Here is a 22670-nt window from a genome sequence, read left to right as displayed (position 1 = left end):
GGCGGAGGCGACGGACTGGAGTCCACGCGGGGAAGAGTGACCCCACAAAGGGACCTGTATACGATAAGTCGTCAAATGACTGGTATGACGCTGGGCGCGGCCCATCAGACGTTACGCGACGAGGTCACCGAGGAGCTGCGGCGCCGCATACTCTCCGGCGAGCTCGCCCAGGGTGAACGGCTGGTCGAGGACCGGCTGGCCGCCGCGCTCGGTGTCTCGCGCAACCCGGTACGCGAGTCCATCCGGGTGCTGGCCGCCGAGGGGTTCATCGAGGTCGTCCCCCGGCTCGGCGCCACGGTCGCCCGCCTGTCCGCCGAAGAGGGCGAGGAGCTCTTCGACGTGCGCATGGCGATCGAGGGGCTCGCGGCCCGGCTGGCGGCGCGCAAGCGCGACCCCGCCTCCGCCGAGCGGCTGCGGCAGGTGCTCGAACAGGCCAGGGAGGCGGTGGACGTCGGGCGCCTGGAGCAGGTGGCCGACCTCAACACCGCCTTCCACCTGGCCGTGGGCGAGGCCGCGGGCAACTCCTACCTGAGCCTGATGATGAAGCCGATGCTCCAGCGGGCGCAGTGGGTCTTCAGCCAGACCGCCGCCGCGCGGGGCCCGCACTCCTGGTCGGAGCACGTGAGCCTGTACGAGGCCATCGCCGCGGGCGACGAGGACGAGGCGCAGGCCAGGGCGATCGCGCATGTGGCCGCGGCCAGGAGATCGTTCCTTGTGGCCGTGGGCCGTACAACGAAACACCCGAACGATTGGAAAACGGTCAGATAACAACACAGCGTCATGAAACGCTTATGAAATGTCAGGTCTTGTATACAGTCTCCTAAAAGGTTCTACGGAGGCCCCATGAGACCGTCCCCCAGGCTCGTCGCGGCGCTCGCCGTTCTCCCCGTGGCCCTGGCGGCATGCGGCGGAGGCGGATCCACCGGCACGCCCGCCGCACCTCCATCCATCGCCGACGCCACCACCGACAACCGGCCGGTCAAGGCGGGCGGCACGCTCAACATCGCGCTCAACGCCGACCCCGACGCACTCGACCCGAGCTCCGCGACCACGCTAGTGGGCCGCGAGGTCTTCGCGAACATGTGCGAGAAGCTCTACGACATCGACGCGGCCTCGGCTCTGGTTCCGCAGCTGGCCGCCGCGTTGCCGGAGGTCTCCGACGACGGCAAGGAGGTGACGATCAAGTTGCGCGAGGGCGTGAAGTTCAACGACGGGACACCGCTCGACGCCGAGGCCGTCAAGAAGTCGCTCGACCGGCACCGCACCTGGAAGAAGTCGGCGCGCCAGGCCGACCTCGCCCCGGTCGACAAGGTCACCGTGGTCGACCCCGCCACGATCAAGCTCACGCTTTCGCAGGCGTTCACCCCGCTGACCGCGCAGCTCGCCGACCGCGCCGGAATGATCATGTCACCCAAGGCCCTGGACGAGGCGGGCGACAACTTCGGCGCCAGCCCCGTGTGCGTGGGACCGTTCAAGTTCGCCAGCCGCACCTCCGGCAGCCAGATCGTGCTGGAGAAGGCGCCCGACTACTACGACGCGGCCAAGGTCAAGCTCGACAAGCTGGTATACAAGATCATCATCGACCCCAACGTCCGGGCGGCGAACCTGAAGTCCGGCGACGTGCAGGTGGCCGACCAGCTCGCGACCACCACGGTCAAGGGTGTGCAGGCCGACCCCAACCTGAAGGTCGTGGCCGGCGGCGGCCTCGGCTACTACGGCGTCACGATCAACGTCGGCAACGCCAACGGAGCCACGGAGAAGGCCGGCGAGGTGGACACGGCGCTGGGCAGGAGCCCGCAGCTGCGCGAGGCGTTCGAGCTGTCCCTCGACCGCGAGCTGATCAACAAGACCGTCTACAACGGCCTGTACGAGGCCGACTGCTCCCCCCTGCCACTGGACAGCCCCTACCGGGCGCAGGACCTGCAGTGCTCGAAGCGCGACCTGGCCAAGGCCAAGCAGCTCGTGCAGGCGTCCGGCGTGCCGACGCCCATCCCCGTCAGCCTCAACACGCCCAACGACGCCACCAACATCCGCCTGGCGCAGGTCATCCAGCAGATGGCCAAGGAGGCGGGCTTCAACGTGAGCGTGAAGACGGGCGAGTTCGTCAGCAACCTGGAGCAGGGCAAGGCCGGTGACTTCGACGCCATGCTGGTCGGGTGGTCGGGCCGGGTCGACCCGGACGGCAACCTCACCGGCATGGTCACCAGCCGCGGCGCCAACAACTACAGCGGCATGTCCGACCCGGGCATCGACGACCCGGTCAAGCAGGCGGCCGCCGAGTCGGACACCGCCAAGCGGGCGGAGCTCTACAGCAGCGCGACGAAGAAGATCGCCGAGCTGCGCGGGATCGTGTACCTCTACCACAACAAGTACTACCTGGGCATGCACAAGAACGTCGCCGGAGTCCAGTACTTCAAGGACGGCCTGCCGCGCTTCGTCACCGCCGGGTTCACCGCCTGATGCTCTGGTTCATCCTCCGGCGCTGCGGATCCGCGGTGATCGTCATGTTCCTGGGCAGTGTCCTGATCTTCCTGGGGATCAGGGCGCTGCCCGGCGACCCGGCCACCGTCATGGCAGGCCAGGAGGCCTCACCCGAGGTGGTCGAGGCCATCCGGCAGGAGTTCGGCCTGGACAAGCCGCTGCCCGCACAGTACGTCGACTACATCGGCCAGACCCTGACCGGCAACCTCGGCCGTTCCACGCAGGACCAGCTCCCGGTGATCGACATCATCGCCGAGCGGCTGCCGGTGACGCTGGAGCTGTCCGCCCTGGCCATGCTGGTCGCGATCGTCATCGGCGTGGGCGCGGGCATCGTCGCCGCGGTGCGCCGCGGCAAGGTCGCCGACTACGTCGCCACCGGGTTCGGCCTGGCCGGGCTGTCGGTGCCGCACTTCTGGCTGGGCCTGCTCGCCATCCTGCTGTTCGCGGTCACCTGGCGGGTGCTGCCCGCCTCCGGGTACGTGCCCTTCACCCAGGACCCGGCCCAGAACCTGCAGCGCATGATCCTTCCCGCCCTCGTGCTCGGCACCGGCTTCGCGGCCATCCTGATGCGGCAGACCCGCTCGGCCATGCTGGGCGCGCTGTCGGCCGACTACGTCAGGACCGCCCGGTCCAAGGGCCTGTCGGAGGCCAAGGTCGTGGGCGCGCACGCGCTGCGCAACAGCCTGACGACCGTCGTCACCGTGCTCGGCCTCCAGCTCGGCGCCCTGATCAGCGGCGCCGTCGTGACCGAGCAGATCTTCGTGATCCCCGGGTTCGGCAAGCTGACCGTGGACGCGGTGCTGACCAGGAACTACCCGGTCATCCAGGCCGTCGTACTGATCACCGTGATCGGCTACGTCGTCGTCAACCTGCTGGTCGACATCGCCTACGCCTTCCTCAACCCGCGGATCAGGCTGTCGGGGGGCTCCCATGACTGAGCAGGCCGTAACGGCGGGCCGGGCCGCCCGCAGGCGCAGGTTGTGGCGGCGCTTCCGGCGGCGGCCGATGCCGATGGCCGGGCTGGTGCTGGTCGTGGGCTTCGTCCTGCTGGCCCTGGCGGGGCCGCTGGTCACCGGCGACCCGGCCGCGCAGGACTACCTGGCCACGCTGGCGCCGCCGTCGCCCGCGCATCTGATGGGCACCGACGACCTGGGCAGGGACGCGTTCGCCAGGATCGCGCACGGCGCGCAGGTGTCGCTCCAGGCCGGGGTGCTGTCGACCCTGCTCGCGATGGCCGTGGGCATCCCGATCGGGCTGGTCGCCGGGTTCTACCGGCGCTGGCTCGACCCGATCGTGATGCGGCTGGTGGACGTGACGCTGGCCTTCCCCTTCCTGGTGTTCGCGGTGGGCCTGGCGGCGATCATCGGGCCGTCGCTGAAGGGCGTGGTGCTGGCGCTGGGCTTCTCCCAGCTGCCCGCCGTCATCCGCATCACCCGGGGCGAGGTGCTGGCGGTCAGGGAGATGGACTACGTGGCCGCGGCCGTCGCCGACGGCGCCGGTGACGGGCACATCATCTTCAGGTACGTGCTGCCCAACTGCGCCAGCCCGCTCATCGTGCAGGCCACGGTGGCGATCCCGGCGGCCATCATCGGCGAGTCCACGCTGTCGTTCCTCGGGCTCGGCGTGCAGCCGCCGACGGCCTCGTGGGGTGTGATGCTGACGACCGCGCAGCAGTACCTGAGCGACGCGCCGTGGCTGGCCATCTGGCCCGGCCTGATGATCGCGCTGGCCACGCTCGGCTTCAACCTGCTCGGTGACGGGCTGCGCGACGTACTGGATCCGAGGAGCGGCCGATGAGCCTGCTGGAGATCACCGACCTGACCGTCGGGTTCGACACCGAGGACGGCCTGGTGCAGGCGGTCAGGGACATCTCGCTCACCCTGGACGAGGGCGAGATCCTGGCGCTGTGCGGCGAGTCCGGCTGCGGCAAGTCGGTCACCGCGATGTCGGTGCCCCGGCTGCTGCCTCCCGACACGACCCGGCTGTCCGGCTCGGTGAAGCTGGACGGCCGCGAGCTGACCACGCTGCCCGAGCCGGACATGCGGCACGTACGCGGCAAGGACGTCTCGGTCGTCTTCCAGGAGCCGATGACCTCGCTCAACCCGTCGTTCAGCGTCGGCTACCAGATCACCGAGGTGCTGCGCAGGCACGAGGGCCTGTCGCGGCGGGCGGCCGGCGACCGCGCACTGGAGCTGCTGGAGCTGGTCGGCATCCCGGCGGCGGCGCGCAGGATGAAGGAATATCCGCACCAGCTGTCCGGCGGCATGCGGCAGCGCGTGATGATCGCGATCGCGGTGGCCTGCTCGCCCCGGGTGCTGATCGCCGACGAGCCCACCACGGCGCTCGACGTGACGATCCAGGCGGGCGTGCTGGACGTGTTCCGCGACCTGCGCGACCGGCTCGGCACGGCGATCATCCTGATCACGCACGACCTGGGGGTGGTGGCCGACATCGCCGACCGGGCCGTGGTCATGTACGCGGGCCGCGCCGTGGAGCAGGCCACGGTGACCGAGCTGTTCGCGAACCCGCGCCACCCGTACACGCTGGGGCTGATGAAGGCCCTGCCCACCGCCGCGGTCGGCGGCCGGCTGGCCGAGATCCCCGGCATGGTGCCCTCGCCGCTGTCCGACCCCGACGAGTGCGCCTTCCACGACCGCTGCCCGCGCGTCCAGGTCGACTGCCGCGTCTCGCGGCCCCCGCTCGTACGCCAGGCGGAAGGCCATCTGGCGGCCTGCTTCCACCCCGGAGGTCAGTCGTGATCCTGCGCATCGACAACCTGGTCAAGCACTACGGCCAGGTGCGCGCCGTGGACGGCCTGTCGCTGGAGATCGGCCAGGGCGAGGTGCTCGGCCTGGTCGGCGAGTCCGGCAGCGGCAAGTCCACGGTGGGCAAGTGCGTGCTGCGCCTGACCGACCCGACCGCGGGCACGATCGAGCTGGCCGGCCGCGACATCACCCGCCTGTCCCGCCGGGCCATGCGGCCGCTGCGCAGAGACATGCACATGGTCTTCCAGGACCCGTTCTCCTCGCTCAACCCCCGCTTCACGATCGAGCAGATCGTCGGCGAGCCGCTGCTGCGGCACAAGGTGGCCGACCGCCGGGGCGCCTCCGAGCGGGTGTCGGCCATGCTGGAGAAGGTCGGGCTGCGGCAGGAGATGCGCTCGCGGTTCCCGCACGAGTTGTCCGGCGGGCAGCGCCAGCGGGTGGGGCTGGCCAGGGCGCTGGTCCTGGAGCCGAAGCTGGTCGTGGCGGACGAGCCGGTGTCGGCGCTCGACGTGTCCGTGCAGGCGTCCGTACTCAACCTGATCACCGATCTGCAGCGGGACATGGGCTTCTCCTGCCTGTTCATCACGCATGACCTGTCGGTCGTGGAGTTCCTGGCCGACCGGATCGCCGTCATGTACCTGGGCAAGATCGTGGAGTCGGGCCCGAAGGCCGAGATCTTCGCCGCGCCGCGGCACCCGTACACGCAGGCGCTGCTGTCGGCGGCGCCGGTGGCCGATCCGGTGCGGCAGCGCGAGCGGCGCAGGGTCGTGCTCGGCGGCGACGTGCCGAGCCCGGTCGACCCGCCCTCCGGGTGCCGGTTCCACACGCGGTGCCCGCTGGCGTACGACGCCTGCCGCACCGACGAGCCTCCCTTGACCGACACGCGGGGTAACGGGCATCCGGCCGCGTGCCACCTCATCACGGCGGACCGCATCCCCGACGCGGCCGCTCATCGCTAGAAGGAGAATGGTTTGTTCACCACCAGGCCCGAGCTCTCAGGCGACTTCGGCATGGTCGCCAGCACGCACTGGCTGGCTTCAGCCGCCGGCATGGGCGTGCTGGAACGCGGCGGCAACGCCTTCGACGCGGCCGTTGCCGCCGGGTTCGTGCTGCAGGTCGCCGAGCCCCATCTGAACGGCCCGGGCGGTGAGGTGCCGATCCTGCTGTGGAGCGAGGCCGACCAGAAGGTGTCGGTGGTGTGCGGCCAGGGCGTGGCGCCCGCCGCGGCCACGATCGAGCACTACACCGGGCTCGGCCTGGACGTGGTGCCCGGCACGGGGCTGCTGGCGGCGACCGTGCCTGGGGCGTTCGGCGGCTGGATGCTCATGCTGGAGCGCTGGGGAACCTGGTCGCTGGCCGACGTGCTGGCCCCCGCGATCCACTACGCCGAGCACGGCGTGCCGGTGCTGGAGCGGATCTCCGCCACGATCGAGTCGGTCGCGGGGTTGTTCACCGAAGACTGGCCGACGTCGGCGGCGACGTGGCTGCCCGGCGGCGCCGCGCCCGCGCCGGGGTCGAAGCTGGCCAACCCGGTGCTGGCCGCCACCTACCGGCGGCTGGTGGCGGAGGCGGAGTCGGCGTCGAGCACCCGCGAGGGGCAGCTCGCCGCCGCCAGGAAGGCCTGGTACGAAGGCTTCGTCGCCGAGGAGATCGCCGAGTTCAGCGCCAAGACGGCCTGGCGCGACAGCTCAGGCGAGGTGCACGGCGGGCTGCTGACCGGCGACGACCTGGCCGGCTGGGCGGCCTCCGTCGAGGATCCCGTCACCTTCGACTACCGCGGGCACACCGTGTGCAAGACGGGGCCGTGGGGGCAGGGACCGGTGTTCCTGCAGCAGCTCGCGCTGCTGTCCGGGTTCGACCTGGACGCGATGGGGCATCTCAGCGCCGACTACGTGCACACGGTGACGGAGGTCGCCAAGCTCGCCTTCGCCGACCGCGAGGCCTGGTACGGCGACGCCGACGTGCCGATGTCCGACCTGCTGGGCGAGGCGTACAACGCGGAGCGGCGCGCCCTCGTCGGCCCCGAGGCCAGCATGGAGCTGCGACCGGGCGCACCCGGCGGCCGGACGCCCAGGCTGCCCGACCTGCCCGCGCCCGGCACCTCCAGCAGCGCGCCCGGTGTCTCCGGCGCGCGCGCCCCGCAGGGCGTCGGCGAGCCGACGGTCGCCAAGAGCGCGGGCGGCGTGGAGGTGACCTCCGCCGACGGCACGGTCAGGGGCGACACCTGCCACGTCGACGTGGTCGACCGGCACGGCAACATGGTCTCGGCCACGCCGAGCGGCGGCTGGCTGCAGAGCTCGCCCACCATTCCCGCGCTGGGCTTCTGCCTGGGCACGCGGGCACAGATGTTCTGGCTGCAGGAAGGCCTGCCGGCCGCGCTGCGGCCCGGTGCGCGGCCGCGTACCACGCTGTCGCCCTCGTTCGCCCTCAGGGACGGCCGGCCGTGGCTGGCGTTCGGCACCCCGGGCGGCGACCAGCAGGACCAGTGGAGCCCGAACTTCTTCCTCTCCGTCGTGCACGGCGGGCTGAACCTGCAGGAGGCCATCGACGCCCCCATGTTCCACTCCGAGCACTTCCCCAGCTCGTTCTTCCCCCGCGGCTCGCGCCCCGGCGTCCTGCACGTCGAGGACCGCCTCGACCCGGGCGTCGTCGCGGAGCTGCGGCGGCGCGGGCACGAGGTTGAGGCGCAGGGTCCGTGGTCGCTGGGCCGGCTCAGCGCGGTCGCCCGTGACGGCGCCTTCCTCAAGGCCGCCGCGAACCCGCGGGGCGCGCAGGGCTACGCCGTCGGCCGGTGACGGCGGTCGATGTGCTGCGCGGCGTGACCGTCGCCTGCGGAAGCCGCGCCGAGGGCCGGTTGTCGGGTGATCGTCTGACACCGGCGGGGCGCGCGCCCTCGTAGAGTGGCGCCTTCGCCCAGCACGGCGGCACGCGCGGGACGCGAGGGCGCCGCCGTGCTGCCGACTCGAGGAGTGACCAACCCAGGTGTGCACTTTCGCCAAGCCGGTGTCCGCGGCCATGTCGGTGTTCGCCGCCGCCGTCCTCTGGCCCGTGAACGCTCATGCGTCGGCCGCCGTCCTCCGGATCGGTTACGAGAACGGCGCGAGAACCTCGGGGCAGCCGGCGCTGGGGTTCAACGAGTGCTGCAAGCACTCGATCCAGGTCGACGATCTGCCGCGGACCGGCAGGTACGCGATCCGCAGCACATTGATGTACGGCGACGCGGCGGTCGCCGGGGGCTCCCGGGCCGAGAGCCACTCGATGGACATCAAGGACAGCTACTTCAGGTCCGGCAGGACCGTCTACTACGGGTTCAGCATCTACCTGGCGAGCACCTGGCAGAGCGACTCCAGGGAGGACATCCTCTTCCAGTGGAAGCCCTGGCGTGACAGGTGCGAGGCCGACAAGCCTCCCAGCGCCTTCCTCACCGTGCAGCCCTCGGGGAAGTGGCGGCTCAGGGTCAACTCCGACGGCAACGCCTGCTCGACCGCGGACTCCGTGAAGAAGGTGAGCTTCGACCTCGCCGAGGTGCGACCGGGGCAGTGGCACGACTTCGTCTTCAGGTTCACGTGGAGCCACGGCAGCCAGGGCGCCATCGACGGCTGGTACCAGACGCACAAGAGCCCCGGCTGGCGCAAGGTCGTGACCGCCACCGGCCCCAACACCTTCAACGACGACGCCACGACCCAGGGCTATCTGAAATGGGGCGTCTACAAGCCTGCCTGGAACAGCGGGCGGACCGACGTCACCAGCCGCACGGTCTTCCACGACAACATCGCCGTGGGCGGGTCCTTCGCCGAGGTCGACCCGGCGAAGGGTCAGCTCCCCTCGTGATCTACGCGACCGTCGCCTCGATCAGGTCGTCCACCACCTCGGCCAGGTCGTTGCCCCTGGAGTGCACCCGGCGCTGCCGCATGGCTCCCGAGCCCTGGCGCAGCAGCCGGTCCAGGCCCTCCTGGACGAACGTCAGGTCGCCCGCCTCGGCCAGCGCCGGGCGTACGTGCTCCAGGAGGCGCCCGGCCATCACCGGGGCGGGCACGAGCGTGCCGTGTCGCACGTCCATGCTGTCGCCCAGCAGCCCGTCACGGGCGGCCCGCCAGTAGGCGGCGCGCAGCACCTCGGCGGGGACCGGCAGCCCTCTGTCGCCGCGCCCGACGGCCTCCAGGGAGGTCACGACCAGGGCGCGGATGAGCCCGATCAGGGTGAGGCTGTCGGCCACGTCGAGGGGCACGTCGGCCACCCTGATCTCCACGGTCGGCAGCCGCGGCGACGGGCGGGCGTCCCAGTAGACGGTCTTGGCGTCGAGCAGCGCGCCCGACTCCGCCAGCGAGCGCAGCGCCAGCTCGTAGTCGCGGTACGACGGGAAGTACGGGGGCGCGCCGGAGACCGGCCAGCGCCCCCAGCTGATCACCCGCCAGGACGCGTACCCGGTGTCGCGTCCCACGAAGAAAGGCGAGTTGGCGGCCAGCGCGATCAGCGTGGGCAACCACGGCCGCAGGTGGTTGCCGACATAGACGGCGTGCTCCTCGTCGGGCACGTCCACGTGTACGTGCAGGGCGCAGATGCTGATCTCGTCCTGCAGCGCGCGGTAGAGCACCCTGCCCTGGAGGTAACGGTCGTCGTCGGTGAGCGGCGGCTGCATGACGTTCCCCAGGACGGGGATGCCGCTCGCGACGACGGCCAGCCCGCACGAGCGGGCCGCGTCCGCCACCTCCTTGCGCACGGTGCGCAGTTGCGAGCCCAGCTCGCTCAGGTCGGCGGACGGCGGCGTGCGTGCCTCCACCTGGAATCGGGTGATTTCTTGCACCACGTCCAGCACGTCCGTGGCGGCGGCCAGGACTTCGGCCGCTCGGGGAGCCACGTGGCGGGTGCGGGGATCGACGATGAGGTATTCCTCTTCGATCCCGATCAACGGAACCATGCCCACACCTCGTTGGGGAGTCCAAAAGCCTCCGTACGAAGTTGTGCCCGTACCGTGCCCTGGGGGAAACCCGTCCGACAGGAGCTTGTCAGATGGGTCCGTAGAGGGCGTAAGAGGCGCGTGTGGCCATGGCCCAGTAACGGTCGCCGTAGGACCAGTGCCACCACTCCGTGGGGTAGTTGACCAGCCCGGCGGGCTCCAGCGCGGCGGCGAGGAGCTTGCGGTGGGCGCGGGCGTCGTCGGAGATGTTGGGGGCGGCGGTGTAGCAGGCGCCGTCGCTCTGCTCGGGGTTGTCGTTGACCTGGGTGCCCATGTCGTATTCGGTGCCGTTGGGGGCGCACAGGGTCAGGTCGACGGCGGCGCCGGCGGTGTGGGGGGCGACCTCGACGGGGGACACGTAACGACTCGCCGCGACATAAGACTCGTCGGGCGACATGTCAGGGAACGCCGCCTCCAGCTCCGCCCGGTAGCCGTCGAAGATCCGCCGCTGCGTCGCGATGGGGCGGTAGCCCTCGACGATCAGCAGGTGATAGCCGTCGGGCAGCAGGCCTTCCGCCTTCTCCAGGCGGTCGAGCAGGCCGGATCGCAGGTGGGCGTACGCGCCGTCGTCGTCGGCCATGCGCGAGTCCACGCGCAGCCGCCCGCGTACGTCGGCCAGTGGTTCGCCGCACTCCTGCACCGGGACGGAGGCGACACGGGGGTCCGAGATGAGCACGACATCGTTCGGGGACTGCCACATGGGCAGAAATTCTCACACAGTGTCGGAGAAAACCTGCTCCCGGGCCTGCTCCAGAGCCGCCACCAGAGCGCCGCGCAGCACCGGGTTGCCGGCGACCCCGGTCGTGACCACGGTGGGCCGGCTCGGGCACACGCGCGCCACCGCCTCCTGCACCTTGGCGGCCAGCCGCGCGCCGCCCGCCCTGCCGACGTCGCCGCTCAGCACGATAAGCCCGGGGTCGAGCACGACGGTCACGGCCACCGCGCCCACGGCCAGCCGCCGCGCCACCTCGTCCAGATAGCCCTCGTCGCCTCTGCGCACGAGGTCGGGCACCGTGTTGCCGGTCAGCCCGCGCCGCTCGGCCAGGCCGCGCAGGGCGTCGTGGCCCACCAGGCGCTGGAACGAGCCCGACTGCGGCTGGGAGACGTCGGCGGGCAGCGGCTCGCCCGGCACCGGCAGCCAGCCGATCTCGCCCGCTCCCCCGGTGATGCCGCGGTGCAGCCTGCCGCCCAGCATGACGCCGAGCCCCTGGCCGACGCCCGCCCAGATCACCACGAAGTCGTCGTGCCCGGCGGCCGCTCCGTACTCGTGCTCGGCGAGGGCGACCAGGTTGACGTCGTTCTCGATCGTCACCGAGGCGCCGAGCGTCTCGCGCAGGCTGGCCAGCACGCCGACGTGCCAGGCCGGCAGGTCGTACGACCAGCGCACGTCCCCGCTGACCGGGTCGACGACGCCTCTGGTGCCGATGACGAAGGAGCGCAACCGGGACAGGCTGATGTTCGCCGCGTCACAGGCCCGTCGCACTGCCGCGTGCACCGCCTCGACCGGATCGCGGCCGTCCGAGGGGTTGAGTGTGATCTCGACCACCGTCCTGCCTGTGATGTCCGCCACACCGACCCTGAGGCTGTCGGGCAGGACCTCGAGCCCGGCGACGTACGCGCAGGAGGGCACCACGGCGTACAGGGCGGCGTGCGGGCCCCTGCCTCCGGCCCGCTCCCCCGTGACCTCGACGAGCCCCCGCTCTTCGAGCCTGACGAGGAGCTGACCTGCGGTGACCTTGGACAGGCCGGTACGCTCGCCGAGCTCGGCGCGGGTGAGGGGACCGTCTCCGATGAGCAGCTCGAGGGCCGCCCGATCGTTCAGCCGGCGCAACAACCGAGGGGTTCCCGGGTCTCGGCTCATCGACGTGTCCCCTCTCGTCACGATCGGCTAACGAGCGTTTTATTAAGGAAAGTTTCTTGTTAGTTTATCAGCATCGTTCGGCATTGACGATCAGCCTGGTGCGGACCGTAGGCCGGCACCCGGGAAGGGAGAACCCTGTGAGGATCGCGAAGATCACAGCCACTACGGTCACCACGGCCGCCCTGGCCCTGGGCCTGGCAGCGTGCGGCTCCGGCGAGACGCCTGAGTCCTCACCGAGCGCGGCCGCCGCGGGCGGGCCCAAGTACGCCGGCAAGACCCTGACCTTCTGGCGCCTGGGCGACAGCAACCCCGACGCCCAGAAGTACACCGACGAGCTGGTGGCCGAGTTCGAGAAGCAGACCGGCGCCAAGGTGAAGGTCGAGTGGATCCCGTGGCCGCAGGTCAACGACAAGTTCACGGCCGCGGCGGCGGGCGGCGCCGGCCCCGACGTGACCGAGATCGGCAACGACCAGGTCCCGCTCTGGCAGAGCCAGGAGGCGCTGGAGCCGATCACGGACATCGTGGCCTCGGGCGACCAGGCCCAGATCCCCAAGAACCTGATGGGCCTGGAGACCATCGACGGCGAGACGTACGCCGTGCCGTGGGGCGGCGGCAGCCGGGCGGTGCTCTACCGCGCCGACTGGTTCAAGGAGCTCAAGATCGAAGTGCCCAAGTCCTGGGACGAGCTCGTCGCCGCCGCCAAGAAGATCCAGGCCGAGAAGGGCTCCGACGTCGACGGCTTCGCCTTCAACGGCGGTTCCGACGCCAACCACCTGCTCGGCGCCCTCGCCTGGACCGCCGGCGGCGAGTACGCCGTCAAGGAGGGCGACAAGTGGGTCGGCAAGCTGACCGAACCCGGCTTCAAGACCGGCTTCGCCCAGTACACCGGCCTGGTCACCGACGGCCTGTCCAGCAAGTCGCGGCTCAACCAGAACACCACCGAGATCCGCACCCGCTTCTCCAACAACAAGGTCGGCATGTACCTCACCGCCGCGTGGGACCTGGCGAGCATCGAGGAGGAGAGCAAGGGCAAGCTCAAGGGCGACAAGCTCGCGTTCTTCCCGCTCCCGTCGCAGGCCGGCGGCGAGGCGCAGTCCTTCCTCGGCGGCAACGACATCGCCGTCTGGGGCACCGCGAAGGAGAAGGAGGCGGCCAAGGAGTTCGTGAAGCTGGCCTCCGGCAAGGAATGGGGCGTCAAGTACGCCACCGACGGCGGCCTGCTCCCCGTCTATCCCGAGGCCCTCGCCAAGCTGGCGGAAGACCCGGTGCAGGCGCCGTTCGCCGCCGCCTTCGCCAAGGCCAAGGCCTTCCCCGCCGACCCGCAGTGGACCGAGGCCAACGAGACCAAGGCGGTGCTGCAGAACGCCGCCCGCAAGGTCATCGAGGGCAAGGAGTCCGCCGACGAGGCGCTGGCCGCGGCCAACAAGGAACTCGAAGACATCCTCAACGCCTCCTGAGCCTATGACGAACACGTCAACGCTTTCCCGGGGCGGAGGCCGCTCCTCCGACCCGGGGCCGCGCCGCCCTCGCCCGCCGCGGAAGGCCGGCGGGCTGCCCGCCTGGTCGATCCCCTACGTCCTGCTGATCCCCGGCCTGCTGGTCATCGGCGCGTTGCTGCTCTACCCGCTGATCCAGATGGCGATCATCGCCTTCCAGAAGGTGGGACTGGTCCAGATCTCCGGCAAGAAGCCGGCCACCTGGGTCGGGCTCGACAACTTCACCAGCTTCGTCGACAACGACATCTTCTGGTCCTCGCTCCGCAACACGGTGGTGTTCGCCGTGATCGCGGTGCCGCTCACCCTCGTCCTCGGCACCGCCGTCGGCGTGCTGCTGCACCGGCTCGGCAAGAAGATGTCGCTGTTCGTCATCATCGGCATCATGTTCGCCTGGGCGGTGCCGCCGGTGGCGCAGGGCGTGATCTGGCGCTGGTTGTTCGACGCCGAGGCGGGCATCGTCAACTGGGCGCTCAACCTGCTGCCCGACTGGCTCTCCACCGCCCTCTTCGGCCGGGCCGACTGGACCGGCGAGCCCTGGCTCAACGACGCCTGGTCCATCTACATGGTGCTGGTCATCTGCGTGGTCTGGGCAGGCTTCCCGTTCGTCGCCGTCTCGGTGCTGGCCGGGCTCAAGGGGGTCCCCGCCGAGCTCTACGAGGCCGCCAGGGTCGACGGCGCCGCCCCGTGGCGGACGTTCTGGAAGATCACGTTCCCGCTGCTGAAGCCGGTGTTCGCGGTGCTGACCGTGCTCTCGATCATCTGGGACTTCAAGGTCTTCTCCCAGCTCTACGTGCTGGCCGGCACGAGCAACCGGGAGGCCTACAACCTGTCGATGTACGCGGTGACCGAGGCGTTCAAGGCACCGCCGAAGATGGGCTCGGGCGCGGCCATCGCTCTCGTGCTGACCGTGATCCTGCTCATCGTCACGGCGGCCTACATCCGGCAGATGTTCAAGCAGGAGGACACGTGATGACCCCGCTGGCCCGCAAACGCCTGGACAAGGTCACGCTCAACACGCTGGGCGTGCTGGTCTTCGTGGTGGCCACCTTCCCCGTCTACTGGATGGTCTCCACCGCCTTCAAGGCCAACGACCAGATCTTCACCACCGACTTCATCCCGTTCCCCACGCACTTCACCTTCGAGCATGTGCAGCGCGTGCTCTCCGAGGGCGTGGCCGGGCACTCCATCTGGCTCTACATGCGCAACAGCGCCATCGTCGCGCTCGGCACGATCCTGATCGGAGCGGTCTTCGCGCTGCTCTCGGCCACGGCGGTGGCCCGCTTCAGGTTCAAGGGCCGCACACCGTTCCTCGCGCTGCTGCTCGTCGTGCAGATGATCCCCGCCGAGGCCCTGGTCATCCCGCTGTTCCTGAGCGTCAAGCGGCTGGGCCTCTACGATCAGCTGCTCGGCCTGATCGTCACGCAGGTGGCGCTGACCCTGCCGTTCGGCATCTGGATGTTGCGCACATTCGTCGCCGCGGTGCCCAAGTCGCTGGAGGAGGCCGCCTGGATCGACGGCGCCGGCCGGTTCACCACCTTCTGGAAGGTGCTCTTCCCGCTGGTGGCCCCCGGGCTCGTCGCGACCAGCATCTTCTCGTTCATCACCGCGTGGAACGAACTCATCATGTCGCTGTACCTGATCAGCGACCCGACCAAGTACACCATGCCCGTCGCCCTGCAGTACTTCTTCGGGCAGAAGGGCACCGACTGGGGCGCCATCATGGCCAGCTCCACGATGATGACCATCCCCGTCGTCATCTTCTTCCTCGTCGTCCAGCGCCGCATGGTCTCCGGCCTGGTCGCCGGGGCCGTGAAGGGCTGACCTCTATCGCTTCCGTACGGCACGCCCGTGCCGTGCTCCACCCTGCCCGGAACCGCCGGCTTCCTCCCCACGGACGAGTCCGGAGATCCCGGCCCCTTCCGGCTGGACCGCCCCGCATCGCGGGCGACTGCCCCCGGGACGTCCCGCCCGCACCGCAAACCGTCGATCCACGCACCGCTACACGGCGGTTCGCCTCCTCCCCAAGGCAGTGAGCCCGGGGTCTCCAACGAAAGGAAGGTCCGATGAGCCAGAGTGATCGAGGGCTGCGCCGCCTCGCGGCCGGCACACTGCTCGCCGCTTTCCAGGGCACCACGGCGCCCGAATGGGTGCTGCGCGAGCTGGAGCACGGCCTTGGCGGTGTCACGCTTTTCGGCTTCAACGTGGCCGACCCCGGCCAGGTGCGCGACCTGACCACCGCGCTGCGCGCCGCCGGAGAGCCCGTCATCTCGCTCGACGAGGAGGGCGGCGACGTGACGCGGCTGGCATACCACGTCGGCAGCCCGTACCCGGGGAACGCGGCGCTCGGCGCGGTGGACGACGTCGAGCTGACCCACCGCGTGCACCGGGCGATCGCCGCCGAGCTGTCCGCCTGCGGCGTCAACCTGAACATGGCGCCGAGCGCGGACGTCAACACCGAGGCGGACAACCCGGTGATCGGCACCAGGTCGTTCGGCACGGACGCGGAGCTGGTCGCCAGGCACACGGTGGCGGCCGTACGGGGTCTGCAGGCGGGCGGCGTGGCCGCCTGCGTCAAGCACTTCCCCGGCCACGGCGCCACCCGGGTGGACTCCCACCTCGCGGTGCCCGTCGTGGACGTCGGCCTCGACATGCTCCGGGAGCGCGAGCTGGCCCCGTTCCGCGCGGCGATCGGCGCCGGGGCCAAGTCGGTGATGACCGCGCACGTGGCGGTGCCGGCGGTGACGGGTGACGCCCCCGCCACGCTGTCCGGACCCGCGCTGACCGGGCTCTTGAGGGGCGAGCTCGGCTACGACGGCGTGGTCGTCACCGACGCACTCGACATGCACGCCATCACCAAGAGCGTGGGCCTGGCCGGGGGCGCGGTGCTGACGCTCGCGTCCGGCGCCGACCTGCTCTGCCTCGGCCCGCTGCCCACCTACGACGACATCCAGGCGATCATCGCCGAGATCGTCACCGCCGTCCGCGAGGGACGCCTGCCGGTGGAGCGGCTGGAACAGGCCGCGGAGCGGGTGGCGGCACTGCGCGCCTGGTTCGGCGCGCCCCATGAAGCGGCGGCCGAGCAGAACGGCGTCGGCCTGCACGCCGCCCGCCGCGCCGTACGGCTGACCGGCGCCCCCGAACCCCTGGTCGAGCCCCTGGTGATCGAGGTGGACACGCCGCCGACGATCGCCGTGGGCGACGTGCCCTGGGGCGTGGGCCCGTGGCTGCCCGACGCGGAGATCGTCAGGGTCGGGCCCGCGGCCGCGGACGTCCCCGTGCTGCTGGCCAAGGCCGCGAACCGGTCGCTGGTCGTCGTGGTCAAGGACGCGCACCGCCATCAGGCCAGCCAGGACCTGGTCTCCGCGCTGCTGGCGGCCCGCCGCGACACCACGGTCATCGAGATGGGGCTGCCCGTGTGGCGGCCTGGCGGCGCCGCCTACATCGCGACGTACGGGGCCGCCAGGCCCAACGCCCAGGCCGCCGTCGAACTGCTCAGCGGACGCTGGACCAGCTCCCGGGTGGTCGGTCCTAGGAAGTGAGCAGGGCCTCGCGGGCCTGGTCGAGTGCGGCCAGCACGGCGCCGCGCAGCACCGGGTTCTGGCCCGTCACCATGGTGGTGACGACCTGGGGGCGCACCGGGCAGATGCGGGCCACCGCCTCCTCAACCCGGGACGTGAGGGCGGCGCCGCCCGCGTGGCCGACCACCCCGCCCAGCACCACCAGGCCGGGGTCGAGGATCACGCACACCGCGGCGACGCCCAGGGCGAGCCGGTCGGCGATCTCGGAGAGCAGCGCCTCGCCCTCGGCGCCCGCCGCCACCGCGACCTGGACGCACTCGCCCGCGCTGCCGGCCGCGAAACCGTGACCGCGGGCCAGCTCGGTCACCGCCTCGGCGCTGACCAGCGACTGGAGGCCGCCCGCCAGCGACGGCAGACGCCCTGGCATGGTGCGGATGTCCTCGGGCAGCGGGACGCCGGGCACCGGCAGGTAGCCGATCTCGCCCGCGCTGCCGGCACGCCCCCGGTGCAGCTTGCCGCCGAGCATGACCGCGAGGCCCAGCCCGCGGCTCGCCCACAGCAGCACGAAGTCGTCGATCCCCTGCGCCGCGCCATCGACGCGCTCGGCGATGGCGGCGAGGTTGACGTCGTTCTCGATGGTCACCTCGCGCCGCAGGTCACCGGCGAGGGCTTCGTGGATGCCCTCGTGCCAGCCCGGCAGGTCGAACGAGAAGCGCACGTCGCCGGTGCGCGGGTCGACCACGCCAGGGGTGCCGATCACGACGCCGCGCAGCCGGGCCAGGCTGACCTTGGCGCTGCGGCAGGCCTTGGCGATCGCGTCGTGCACCACGGAGACCGGGTCGTCGTCGTCCTGGGGATCGACGGTGACCTCGGCGATGGTGCGGCCGTGGATGTCGGCGACCGCGGCGGAGATCAGCTCGGGCCCGACCTCCAGGCCGGCGACGTACGCGCTGGAGGGGATCACGGAGTAGAGGGCGGCGTTGGGCCCGCGCCCGCCGACCTGGGTGCCGACCACCTCGACCAGGCCGCGCTCCTCCAGCCTGGCCAGCGTCTGCGAGGCCGTGACCTTGGACAGGCCGGTCAGGTCGCCGATCTGCCCGCGGGTCATGGGGCCGGTGGCCAGCAGCAGCTCCAGCGCGGCCCGGTCGTTGATCTCCCTCAGCAGCCTGGGCACACCAGGGCGTCGCTCCACGCGGAATTCCCACCCGTCAATCGAAAAGGTTGTTAGAAGTTTAGCGCCGGGCGCCCGTTCTGACGGCCTTGCGACCTACCAGTCTTGACCAGGAGGGATAATCAGGAACATGCGCCTTTCCGCTCGTGTCGACTACGCCCTCCGCGCCGCCGCCGAACTCGCCGCAGCCGGTGCCGGCCCGACTACCGTGGGCGAGCTCGCCAAAGAGCAGGACATGCCCCCCAAATATCTGGAGAACATCCTGCTGCAGATGCGCCGCGCCGGGTTGGTGCGCGGGCAGCGGGGGCCGGAGGGCGGTTACGTGCTGGCCCGCGCCGCCGCCGACATCTCCCTGGCCGACGTGATCCGGGCGGTGGACGGCCCGCTCGCCAACGTGCGCGGCGAGCGGCCCGAGCACGTCGGCTACCGCGGGCCCGCGGAGTCGCTGCAGCAGGTGTGGATCGCGCTGCGGGCCACCGAACGCTCCATCCTGGAGGAGGTCACGCTGGAGCAGGTCGCCTCCGGCACGCTGCCCGAGCGCATCCGGCTGCTCGCCTCCGACCCCGCCGCCTGGGACTGACCGCCCACGTCAGGCCCGCAGCCCGACCCTTTCCGCCGAGTCGAGCGCACGCGGCCGGCCGCCGCCTCATTCTGACCGCCCCCGTCAGGCCCGCAGCCGGCCCGCCGTCCAGAACAACGCGAGCGCGGCCAGTTCGGCCATGGCCGCGGCGGCGGGCAGCCAGCCGCTCCCGTGGGCGTCGAGCACGAGCCCGCCGAGCGCGCCCCCACCTGACACCCCGGCATAGACGGCGCTGCTGTTGAGCGCGAGCGCCTGCGGCGCAGCGGGGCCCGCCATGGCGAGCAGCCGGGTCTGCGCGGGCGGCGGGATCCACCACGACACGGCCGCCCACACCATCAGCAACGGCAGGAGCGAGAGCAGCGCCATCGGCCGCAGGAGCCAGCAGGCGGTGAAGGCCGCCATCACCGCCGTGAACCCGGCGATCCCGGCCATCAGCGCCCGGTCCGCGCCCCACCGGTCGGCGGCGCGCCCGCCGAGCTGCCCGCCCGCCAGCCCGGCCAGCCCGGCCATGGCGAAGATCCAGCCCAGCTCGGCGGGCCCGGCCCCGGCCAGATCCCGCAGGAACGGCGCGAGATACGTCAGCAGCATCATGCTGCCCAGCACGATGGCCACGATCCCGAGCAGGCCGACCAGCACGCGGGGGCGGGCCAGCGGGGCCAGCCGGCGTCCCATGGGCATGGCCTCCCCCGGCGGCGGCTCGGGCAGCGTGAGCCCGGTCGCCATGAGCGCGGCGAGCCCCAGCAGCCCGCCGACCCCGAACGTGGCCGGCCAGCCGAACGCGCCGCCCACCCAGGTGCCGATGGGCACGCCCAGCATCAGGGAGCCGGTCAGCCCGCCCATCACGAGAGCCAGGTAACGTCCCTGGCGCCCTTCCGGGGCCATGGAGGTCGCGATGGCGTACGCGGCCGGCACGACGGCCGCCGCGGCGAGCGCGGCCAGCACCCGCAGGCCCATGAGCACGGCGTACGAGCCGGCGAACGCGGCCGCCCAGTTGGCGGCCACGAAGAGTGCCAGCGCGCCGCTGATCAGCCCGCGCCTCGGCCAGGTGGCGGTCACCACGGACGCCACGGGCGCCCCCAGCGCGAACGCCAGCGAGAACACGGTGACCAGCTGCCCGCCGGCCGCCTCGCTGACGCCGAGGTCGGCGGAGATGGCCGGCAGCACGCCCGCGATCACGTAGTCGTCGGTGGCGAAGGCGAACGTGGTGAACGCCAGCGCGAGCAACCATGCGGGCATGCGGGCACGCTGCCGCACGTCAACGGACATGGGGATCCCCTTGATTAAGGTAACAGTCGTTTCCCATATAGGGTAACAGTCGTCACCTCAATGACGTCAAAGGGACATCAGCCCATGGCCAGGACCGCCGACCCCAACCGCCGCGCCGAGTTGCTCGACCAGATCGTCGACTATCTGGCGGGACACGGCCTCTCGACGCTCTCGATGCGGCCGCTGGCCGAGCATCTGGGCAAGTCCACGCGCGTGCTGACGCACCACTTCGCCGACAAGGACGAGCTCCTCTCGGCCACCATGGAGCGCCTGGACGAACGGCACCGCGCCTGGCTGCGCTCGCTGCCCGGCTGGGCGGGCTCCGACAGCGTGGGCACGATCATCCGCCGCACCTGGGACTGGCAGGCCTCGGAGGACAACCTGCCCATCGCGCGGCTCGTCCACGAGATCGAGGGCCTGGCGGCGGGCGGGCGTCTGCGCGGCCACGTCCCGCGGCTGCTGGCGGACCGGTCGGAGTTCGTGGCGGGGCTGCTGCGCGAGCGGGGCGTGCCCGAGGCCGACGCGCTGCGCATCTCCACGCTGGCCAACTCGGCGTACACGGGGCTGCAGATCGACCTGCTCACCACCGGCGACCGCGAGCGCGTCGAGGAGGCCCTGGACCAGCTCTGCGCCCTGGTGGACGAGCAGGTCGCTACTTACGGGTGAACCACAGCGCGACGTCGTCCAGCTCGGCGGCCGGGCCGTCGGCCAGCGTGCGGACGGCCCTGCCCTCGGCGTCCATCAGGACGACGTCGGTGTTCCCGCCGCCACCGGGCACGGTCGCCAGGAAGTGCCGCTCGTCCATCCAGCCGTTGAAGCTCCCGCCCTCCGGCAGCCGGGCGACGCCCTTCCTGTCGCCGCTCGCCTCATCCCAGAAGCAGATATTTCGTGCATTGTTCGGGCACTTCGCGACGAAGACCGCTCCGAGGCTCGTACGCGCCACGCCGCCCGGCGCCGCCTCGCCCACGTCAGGGAAGGCCCGCAGCTCCTTGCCGTCCAGCGCCAGCACCTTCACGACCCCGCCCGGCGCCCCGTACACCACGCTCCCGGCGTCCGCACCCCACGCGTACCTGGCCTGATCCGCGCCCGCCACCCGCGTGACCCCGACCGTGCCGGTCACCGGGTCCACGACCGCGAACCCCACGACCCTGGCCGGCTCGCCGGCCTCGACGACGGTCGCGAGCAGCCGCCGCCCGTCAGGAGACCAGGCCGGCCAGAACAGCGTGGCGGGCTTGTCGACGGTGCGCAGGTCGCGGTCGCGGCCGGTGGCGCGCTCGCGCAGCCGGATGGTCTCGAACTCCGTGCGCTGGAGCCGGGTCGAGGACAGGGAGGCCACGTAGCCGCCGCCCGGCGAGACGATCGGCTCCTCCAGGCTGCCGAAGAAGGCGAAACGCCGCGTGGCCGGATCGCGCACGTACGACCCGGCCCGGCCCCTGCGCTGGTCGTGGTAGGAGGAGACCCACACGGGATCGGCGGGGTTCTCGTGGACGGTGATGCCGCTGTCCGGGATCTGGAGTTCCGACACCGAGGTGAGCGGCATCGGCCCGGACCTCGGCGCCGGCGGGCGCCCGGCGGGCGTGACAGGAGGGGGTGATGGCCGGGTGAGCAGCACGGCGGCCGCGACGGCCACCGCGGCCACCACCGCCACCACCACCGTGACGGCTGCGCGCGGCCGTCTCAGGTGGCGGGAGGGCGGCGCCGCCGACTGCTGCCCCTCCGCGAGCAACCGCTGCTCAGGCACGCGGTGCCCGAGCAGCGTGAGCAGCGCCTGCGTGGCCGTCGGTCGCTCGCCGGGGTCCCTGGCCAGGCACCGCGCCGCCAGCTCGCGCTGCTCGCCCTCAAGCTCTCCCAGAGCGGGCTCGGCACGCGTGATGCGGTGGATGAGCGCCGGCAGCGGGCCCGTGCCGAACGGCGGGCGTCCCGTCGCGGTGGCCACCATGGTCGAGGCCCAGGCGAACATGTCGGCCGGCGCTCCCGCCGCACCCCCGCCGAACTGCTCGGGAGCCATGTACGGCGGCGTGCCCTCGATGACGTCGCCATCGTGCTCCAGCTCCTCCACGGCGCGGGAGATGCCGAAGTCGATCACCCGTGGCCCGTCCCTGCTGAGCAGCACGTTGCCGGGTTTGAAGTCGCGGTGCACGACGCCCGCCTGGTGGATGGCGGCCAGCGCGGTCAGCGTCCCGATGGCCAGCCTGCGCAGCTCCGCCCCGCGCAACGGGCCCCGTTCCTGGATCACCTGGGCCAGCGAGGGCCCGTCGACGAACTCGCTGACGACGTACGCCCGGTCGTCGAGCACACCCGTCGACAGGACCTGCGCGGTGCTGACCGCGGAGACCCCGCGCAGGGGCTCCATCGCGTGCAGGAAGGGCGTGGGATCCGTCTCCGCCGGCAGCAGCCGGATGACCACGGCCTCACCGGTGGGCGCGCGCCCCGCGTAGACGCCCGAGCCCAGCCGTCCGGTCACCCGGTGACCGGCCACCTCCACGGGGTCGTCGTCGCGTGAACCCGAGATTTCCGGAATGCCGCAGTCAGCCTTTCGCCGCGTCTGCTCCCCCTGATCGTCATTATGGTCGCC

At 71.5% G+C, this 22670-nt stretch carries 20 protein-coding genes; 14 read left to right on the top strand and 6 right to left on the bottom strand.

Features of this window, described 5'->3' with window-relative positions:
• The first annotated feature begins 75 nt into the window (after window positions 1-75).
• From E1292_RS16600 to E1292_RS16565, 8 genes are all read left to right on the top strand, one after another.
• A complete protein-coding gene (locus E1292_RS16600; protein WP_132596115.1) occupies window positions 76-768 on the top strand; it encodes a GntR family transcriptional regulator in 693 nt (230 codons plus the stop codon).
• A gap of 75 nt (window positions 769-843) precedes the next feature.
• Complete coding sequence (locus E1292_RS16595; protein ID WP_132596114.1) at window positions 844-2460, top strand: ABC transporter substrate-binding protein; 1617 nt, start codon at window positions 844-846, stop codon at window positions 2458-2460.
• Complete coding sequence (locus E1292_RS16590) at window positions 2460-3419, top strand: ABC transporter permease (protein ID WP_132596113.1); 960 nt, start codon at window positions 2460-2462, stop codon at window positions 3417-3419. Before E1292_RS16595 ends, E1292_RS16590 begins: the two co-directional genes overlap by 1 nt.
• A complete protein-coding gene (locus tag E1292_RS16585; protein WP_132596112.1) occupies window positions 3412-4278 on the top strand; it encodes an ABC transporter permease in 867 nt (288 codons plus the stop codon). Before E1292_RS16590 ends, E1292_RS16585 begins: the two co-directional genes overlap by 8 nt.
• Window positions 4275-5240 (top strand): ABC transporter ATP-binding protein, encoded by a 966-nt coding sequence (locus tag E1292_RS53770; protein WP_132596111.1) that lies wholly within the window; start codon window positions 4275-4277, stop codon window positions 5238-5240. The genes E1292_RS16585 and E1292_RS53770 overlap by 4 nt, the downstream gene beginning before the upstream one ends.
• Window positions 5237-6205, top strand: a complete 969-nt coding sequence (locus E1292_RS53765; protein WP_246090150.1) for an ABC transporter ATP-binding protein — start codon at window positions 5237-5239, stop codon at window positions 6203-6205. Before E1292_RS53770 ends, E1292_RS53765 begins: the two co-directional genes overlap by 4 nt.
• A gap of 51 nt (window positions 6206-6256) precedes the next feature.
• Window positions 6257-8041: a gamma-glutamyltransferase family protein gene (locus tag E1292_RS16570; RefSeq protein WP_220446874.1), complete on the top strand. Its 1785-nt coding sequence runs from the start codon at window positions 6257-6259 to the stop codon at window positions 8039-8041.
• A 187-nt stretch (window positions 8042-8228) separates the two neighbouring features.
• Window positions 8229-9077: a polysaccharide lyase family 20 protein gene (locus E1292_RS16565; protein ID WP_132596109.1), complete on the top strand. Its 849-nt coding sequence runs from the start codon at window positions 8229-8231 to the stop codon at window positions 9075-9077.
• A gap of 1 nt (window position 9078) precedes the next feature.
• Here E1292_RS16565 and E1292_RS16560 read toward each other — a convergent pair whose 3' ends face one another.
• The 3 genes from E1292_RS16560 to E1292_RS16550 form a co-directional block, all read right to left on the bottom strand.
• A complete protein-coding gene (locus tag E1292_RS16560) occupies window positions 9079-10164 on the bottom strand; it encodes a carboxylate-amine ligase (RefSeq protein WP_132596108.1) in 1086 nt (361 codons plus the stop codon).
• 88 nt (window positions 10165-10252) lie between these two features.
• Window positions 10253-10903 carry a M15 family metallopeptidase gene (locus E1292_RS16555; protein ID WP_132596107.1) on the bottom strand — a complete coding sequence of 217 codons (651 nt, stop codon included), beginning with the start codon at window positions 10901-10903 and terminating at the stop codon, window positions 10253-10255.
• A gap of 12 nt (window positions 10904-10915) precedes the next feature.
• Window positions 10916-12064, bottom strand: a complete 1149-nt coding sequence (locus E1292_RS16550; RefSeq protein ID WP_132596106.1) for an ROK family transcriptional regulator — start codon at window positions 12062-12064, stop codon at window positions 10916-10918.
• 137 nt (window positions 12065-12201) lie between these two features.
• On the opposite strand from E1292_RS16550, the gene E1292_RS16545 reads away from it, so the two are divergent.
• The 4 genes from E1292_RS16545 to E1292_RS16530 all read left to right on the top strand — a co-directional run bounded on the left by E1292_RS16545 (window position 12202) and on the right by E1292_RS16530 (window position 17099).
• The gene (locus E1292_RS16545) at window positions 12202-13521 is read left to right on the top strand and encodes an extracellular solute-binding protein (protein ID WP_132596105.1); all 1320 of its coding nucleotides are present in this window, start codon (window positions 12202-12204) and stop codon (window positions 13519-13521) included.
• Window positions 13522-13525: 4 nt separating this feature from the next.
• Window positions 13526-14530 carry a carbohydrate ABC transporter permease gene (locus E1292_RS16540; protein ID WP_132596104.1) on the top strand — a complete coding sequence of 335 codons (1005 nt, stop codon included), beginning with the start codon at window positions 13526-13528 and terminating at the stop codon, window positions 14528-14530.
• Window positions 14530-15381 carry a carbohydrate ABC transporter permease gene (locus E1292_RS16535; RefSeq protein ID WP_132596133.1) on the top strand — a complete coding sequence of 284 codons (852 nt, stop codon included), beginning with the start codon at window positions 14530-14532 and terminating at the stop codon, window positions 15379-15381. Before E1292_RS16540 ends, E1292_RS16535 begins: the two co-directional genes overlap by 1 nt.
• 242 nt (window positions 15382-15623) lie before the next feature.
• The gene (locus tag E1292_RS16530; RefSeq protein ID WP_132596103.1) at window positions 15624-17099 is read left to right on the top strand and encodes a glycoside hydrolase family 3 protein; all 1476 of its coding nucleotides are present in this window, start codon (window positions 15624-15626) and stop codon (window positions 17097-17099) included.
• Here E1292_RS16530 and E1292_RS16525 read toward each other — a convergent pair.
• Complete coding sequence (locus E1292_RS16525; RefSeq protein ID WP_132596102.1) at window positions 17089-18270, bottom strand: ROK family transcriptional regulator; 1182 nt, start codon at window positions 18268-18270, stop codon at window positions 17089-17091. The genes E1292_RS16530 and E1292_RS16525 overlap by 11 nt on opposite strands.
• Window positions 18271-18379: 109 nt before the next feature.
• Between E1292_RS16525 and E1292_RS16520 the strand changes: the two genes are divergently transcribed.
• The gene (locus E1292_RS16520) at window positions 18380-18829 is read left to right on the top strand and encodes an RrF2 family transcriptional regulator (RefSeq protein ID WP_132596101.1); all 450 of its coding nucleotides are present in this window, start codon (window positions 18380-18382) and stop codon (window positions 18827-18829) included.
• An 84-nt stretch (window positions 18830-18913) separates the two neighbouring features.
• On the opposite strand, the gene E1292_RS16515 is transcribed toward E1292_RS16520, so the two are convergent.
• On the bottom strand, window positions 18914-20095 hold the full coding sequence (locus E1292_RS16515; protein ID WP_132596100.1) for an MFS transporter: 1182 nt from the start codon (window positions 20093-20095) through the stop codon (window positions 18914-18916).
• 84 nt (window positions 20096-20179) lie between these two features.
• Here E1292_RS16515 and E1292_RS16510 point away from each other — a divergent pair, with 84 nt between their 5' ends.
• The gene (locus tag E1292_RS16510) at window positions 20180-20761 is read left to right on the top strand and encodes a TetR/AcrR family transcriptional regulator (RefSeq protein ID WP_132596099.1); all 582 of its coding nucleotides are present in this window, start codon (window positions 20180-20182) and stop codon (window positions 20759-20761) included.
• Here E1292_RS16510 and E1292_RS16505 read toward each other — a convergent pair.
• Window positions 20748-22559: a serine/threonine protein kinase gene (locus E1292_RS16505; RefSeq protein ID WP_132596098.1), complete on the bottom strand. Its 1812-nt coding sequence runs from the start codon at window positions 22557-22559 to the stop codon at window positions 20748-20750. The two genes, E1292_RS16510 and E1292_RS16505, sit on opposite strands and share 14 nt — an antisense overlap.
• Between the last annotated feature and the right edge of the window lie 111 nt (window positions 22560-22670).

This window comes from Nonomuraea deserti (genome assembly GCF_004348685.1).
Classification (GTDB): domain Bacteria; phylum Actinomycetota; class Actinomycetes; order Streptosporangiales; family Streptosporangiaceae; genus Nonomuraea; species Nonomuraea deserti.
Note: the sequence above shows the minus strand (reverse complement) of the source record. Positions and strands in the feature narration are given on the sequence as shown.

What these genes read in the sequence shown, in the direction of transcription:
- E1292_RS16600 (WP_132596115.1), top strand. Translation starts at nt 76, where the DNA reads ATGACTGGTATGACGCTGGGCGCGGCCCATCAGACGTTACGCGACGAG.
- E1292_RS16540 (WP_132596104.1), top strand. Translation starts at nt 13,526, where the DNA reads ATGACGAACACGTCAACGCTTTCCCGGGGCGGAGGCCGCTCCTCCGAC.
- E1292_RS16520 (WP_132596101.1), top strand. Translation starts at nt 18,380, where the DNA reads ATGCGCCTTTCCGCTCGTGTCGACTACGCCCTCCGCGCCGCCGCCGAA.
- E1292_RS16515 (WP_132596100.1), bottom strand. Translation starts at nt 20,095, where the DNA reads ATGTCCGTTGACGTGCGGCAGCGTGCCCGCATGCCCGCATGGTTGCTC.
- E1292_RS16590 (WP_132596113.1), top strand. Translation starts at nt 2,460, where the DNA reads ATGCTCTGGTTCATCCTCCGGCGCTGCGGATCCGCGGTGATCGTCATG.
- E1292_RS16560 (WP_132596108.1), bottom strand. Translation starts at nt 10,164, where the DNA reads ATGGTTCCGTTGATCGGGATCGAAGAGGAATACCTCATCGTCGATCCC.
- E1292_RS16550 (WP_132596106.1), bottom strand. Translation starts at nt 12,064, where the DNA reads ATGAGCCGAGACCCGGGAACCCCTCGGTTGTTGCGCCGGCTGAACGAT.
- E1292_RS16535 (WP_132596133.1), top strand. Translation starts at nt 14,530, where the DNA reads ATGACCCCGCTGGCCCGCAAACGCCTGGACAAGGTCACGCTCAACACG.
- E1292_RS16530 (WP_132596103.1), top strand. Translation starts at nt 15,624, where the DNA reads ATGAGCCAGAGTGATCGAGGGCTGCGCCGCCTCGCGGCCGGCACACTG.
- E1292_RS16570 (WP_220446874.1), top strand. Translation starts at nt 6,257, where the DNA reads ATGGTCGCCAGCACGCACTGGCTGGCTTCAGCCGCCGGCATGGGCGTG.
- E1292_RS16585 (WP_132596112.1), top strand. Translation starts at nt 3,412, where the DNA reads ATGACTGAGCAGGCCGTAACGGCGGGCCGGGCCGCCCGCAGGCGCAGG.
- E1292_RS16510 (WP_132596099.1), top strand. Translation starts at nt 20,180, where the DNA reads ATGGCCAGGACCGCCGACCCCAACCGCCGCGCCGAGTTGCTCGACCAG.
- E1292_RS16555 (WP_132596107.1), bottom strand. Translation starts at nt 10,903, where the DNA reads ATGTGGCAGTCCCCGAACGATGTCGTGCTCATCTCGGACCCCCGTGTC.
- E1292_RS16595 (WP_132596114.1), top strand. Translation starts at nt 844, where the DNA reads ATGAGACCGTCCCCCAGGCTCGTCGCGGCGCTCGCCGTTCTCCCCGTG.
- E1292_RS53770 (WP_132596111.1), top strand. Translation starts at nt 4,275, where the DNA reads ATGAGCCTGCTGGAGATCACCGACCTGACCGTCGGGTTCGACACCGAG.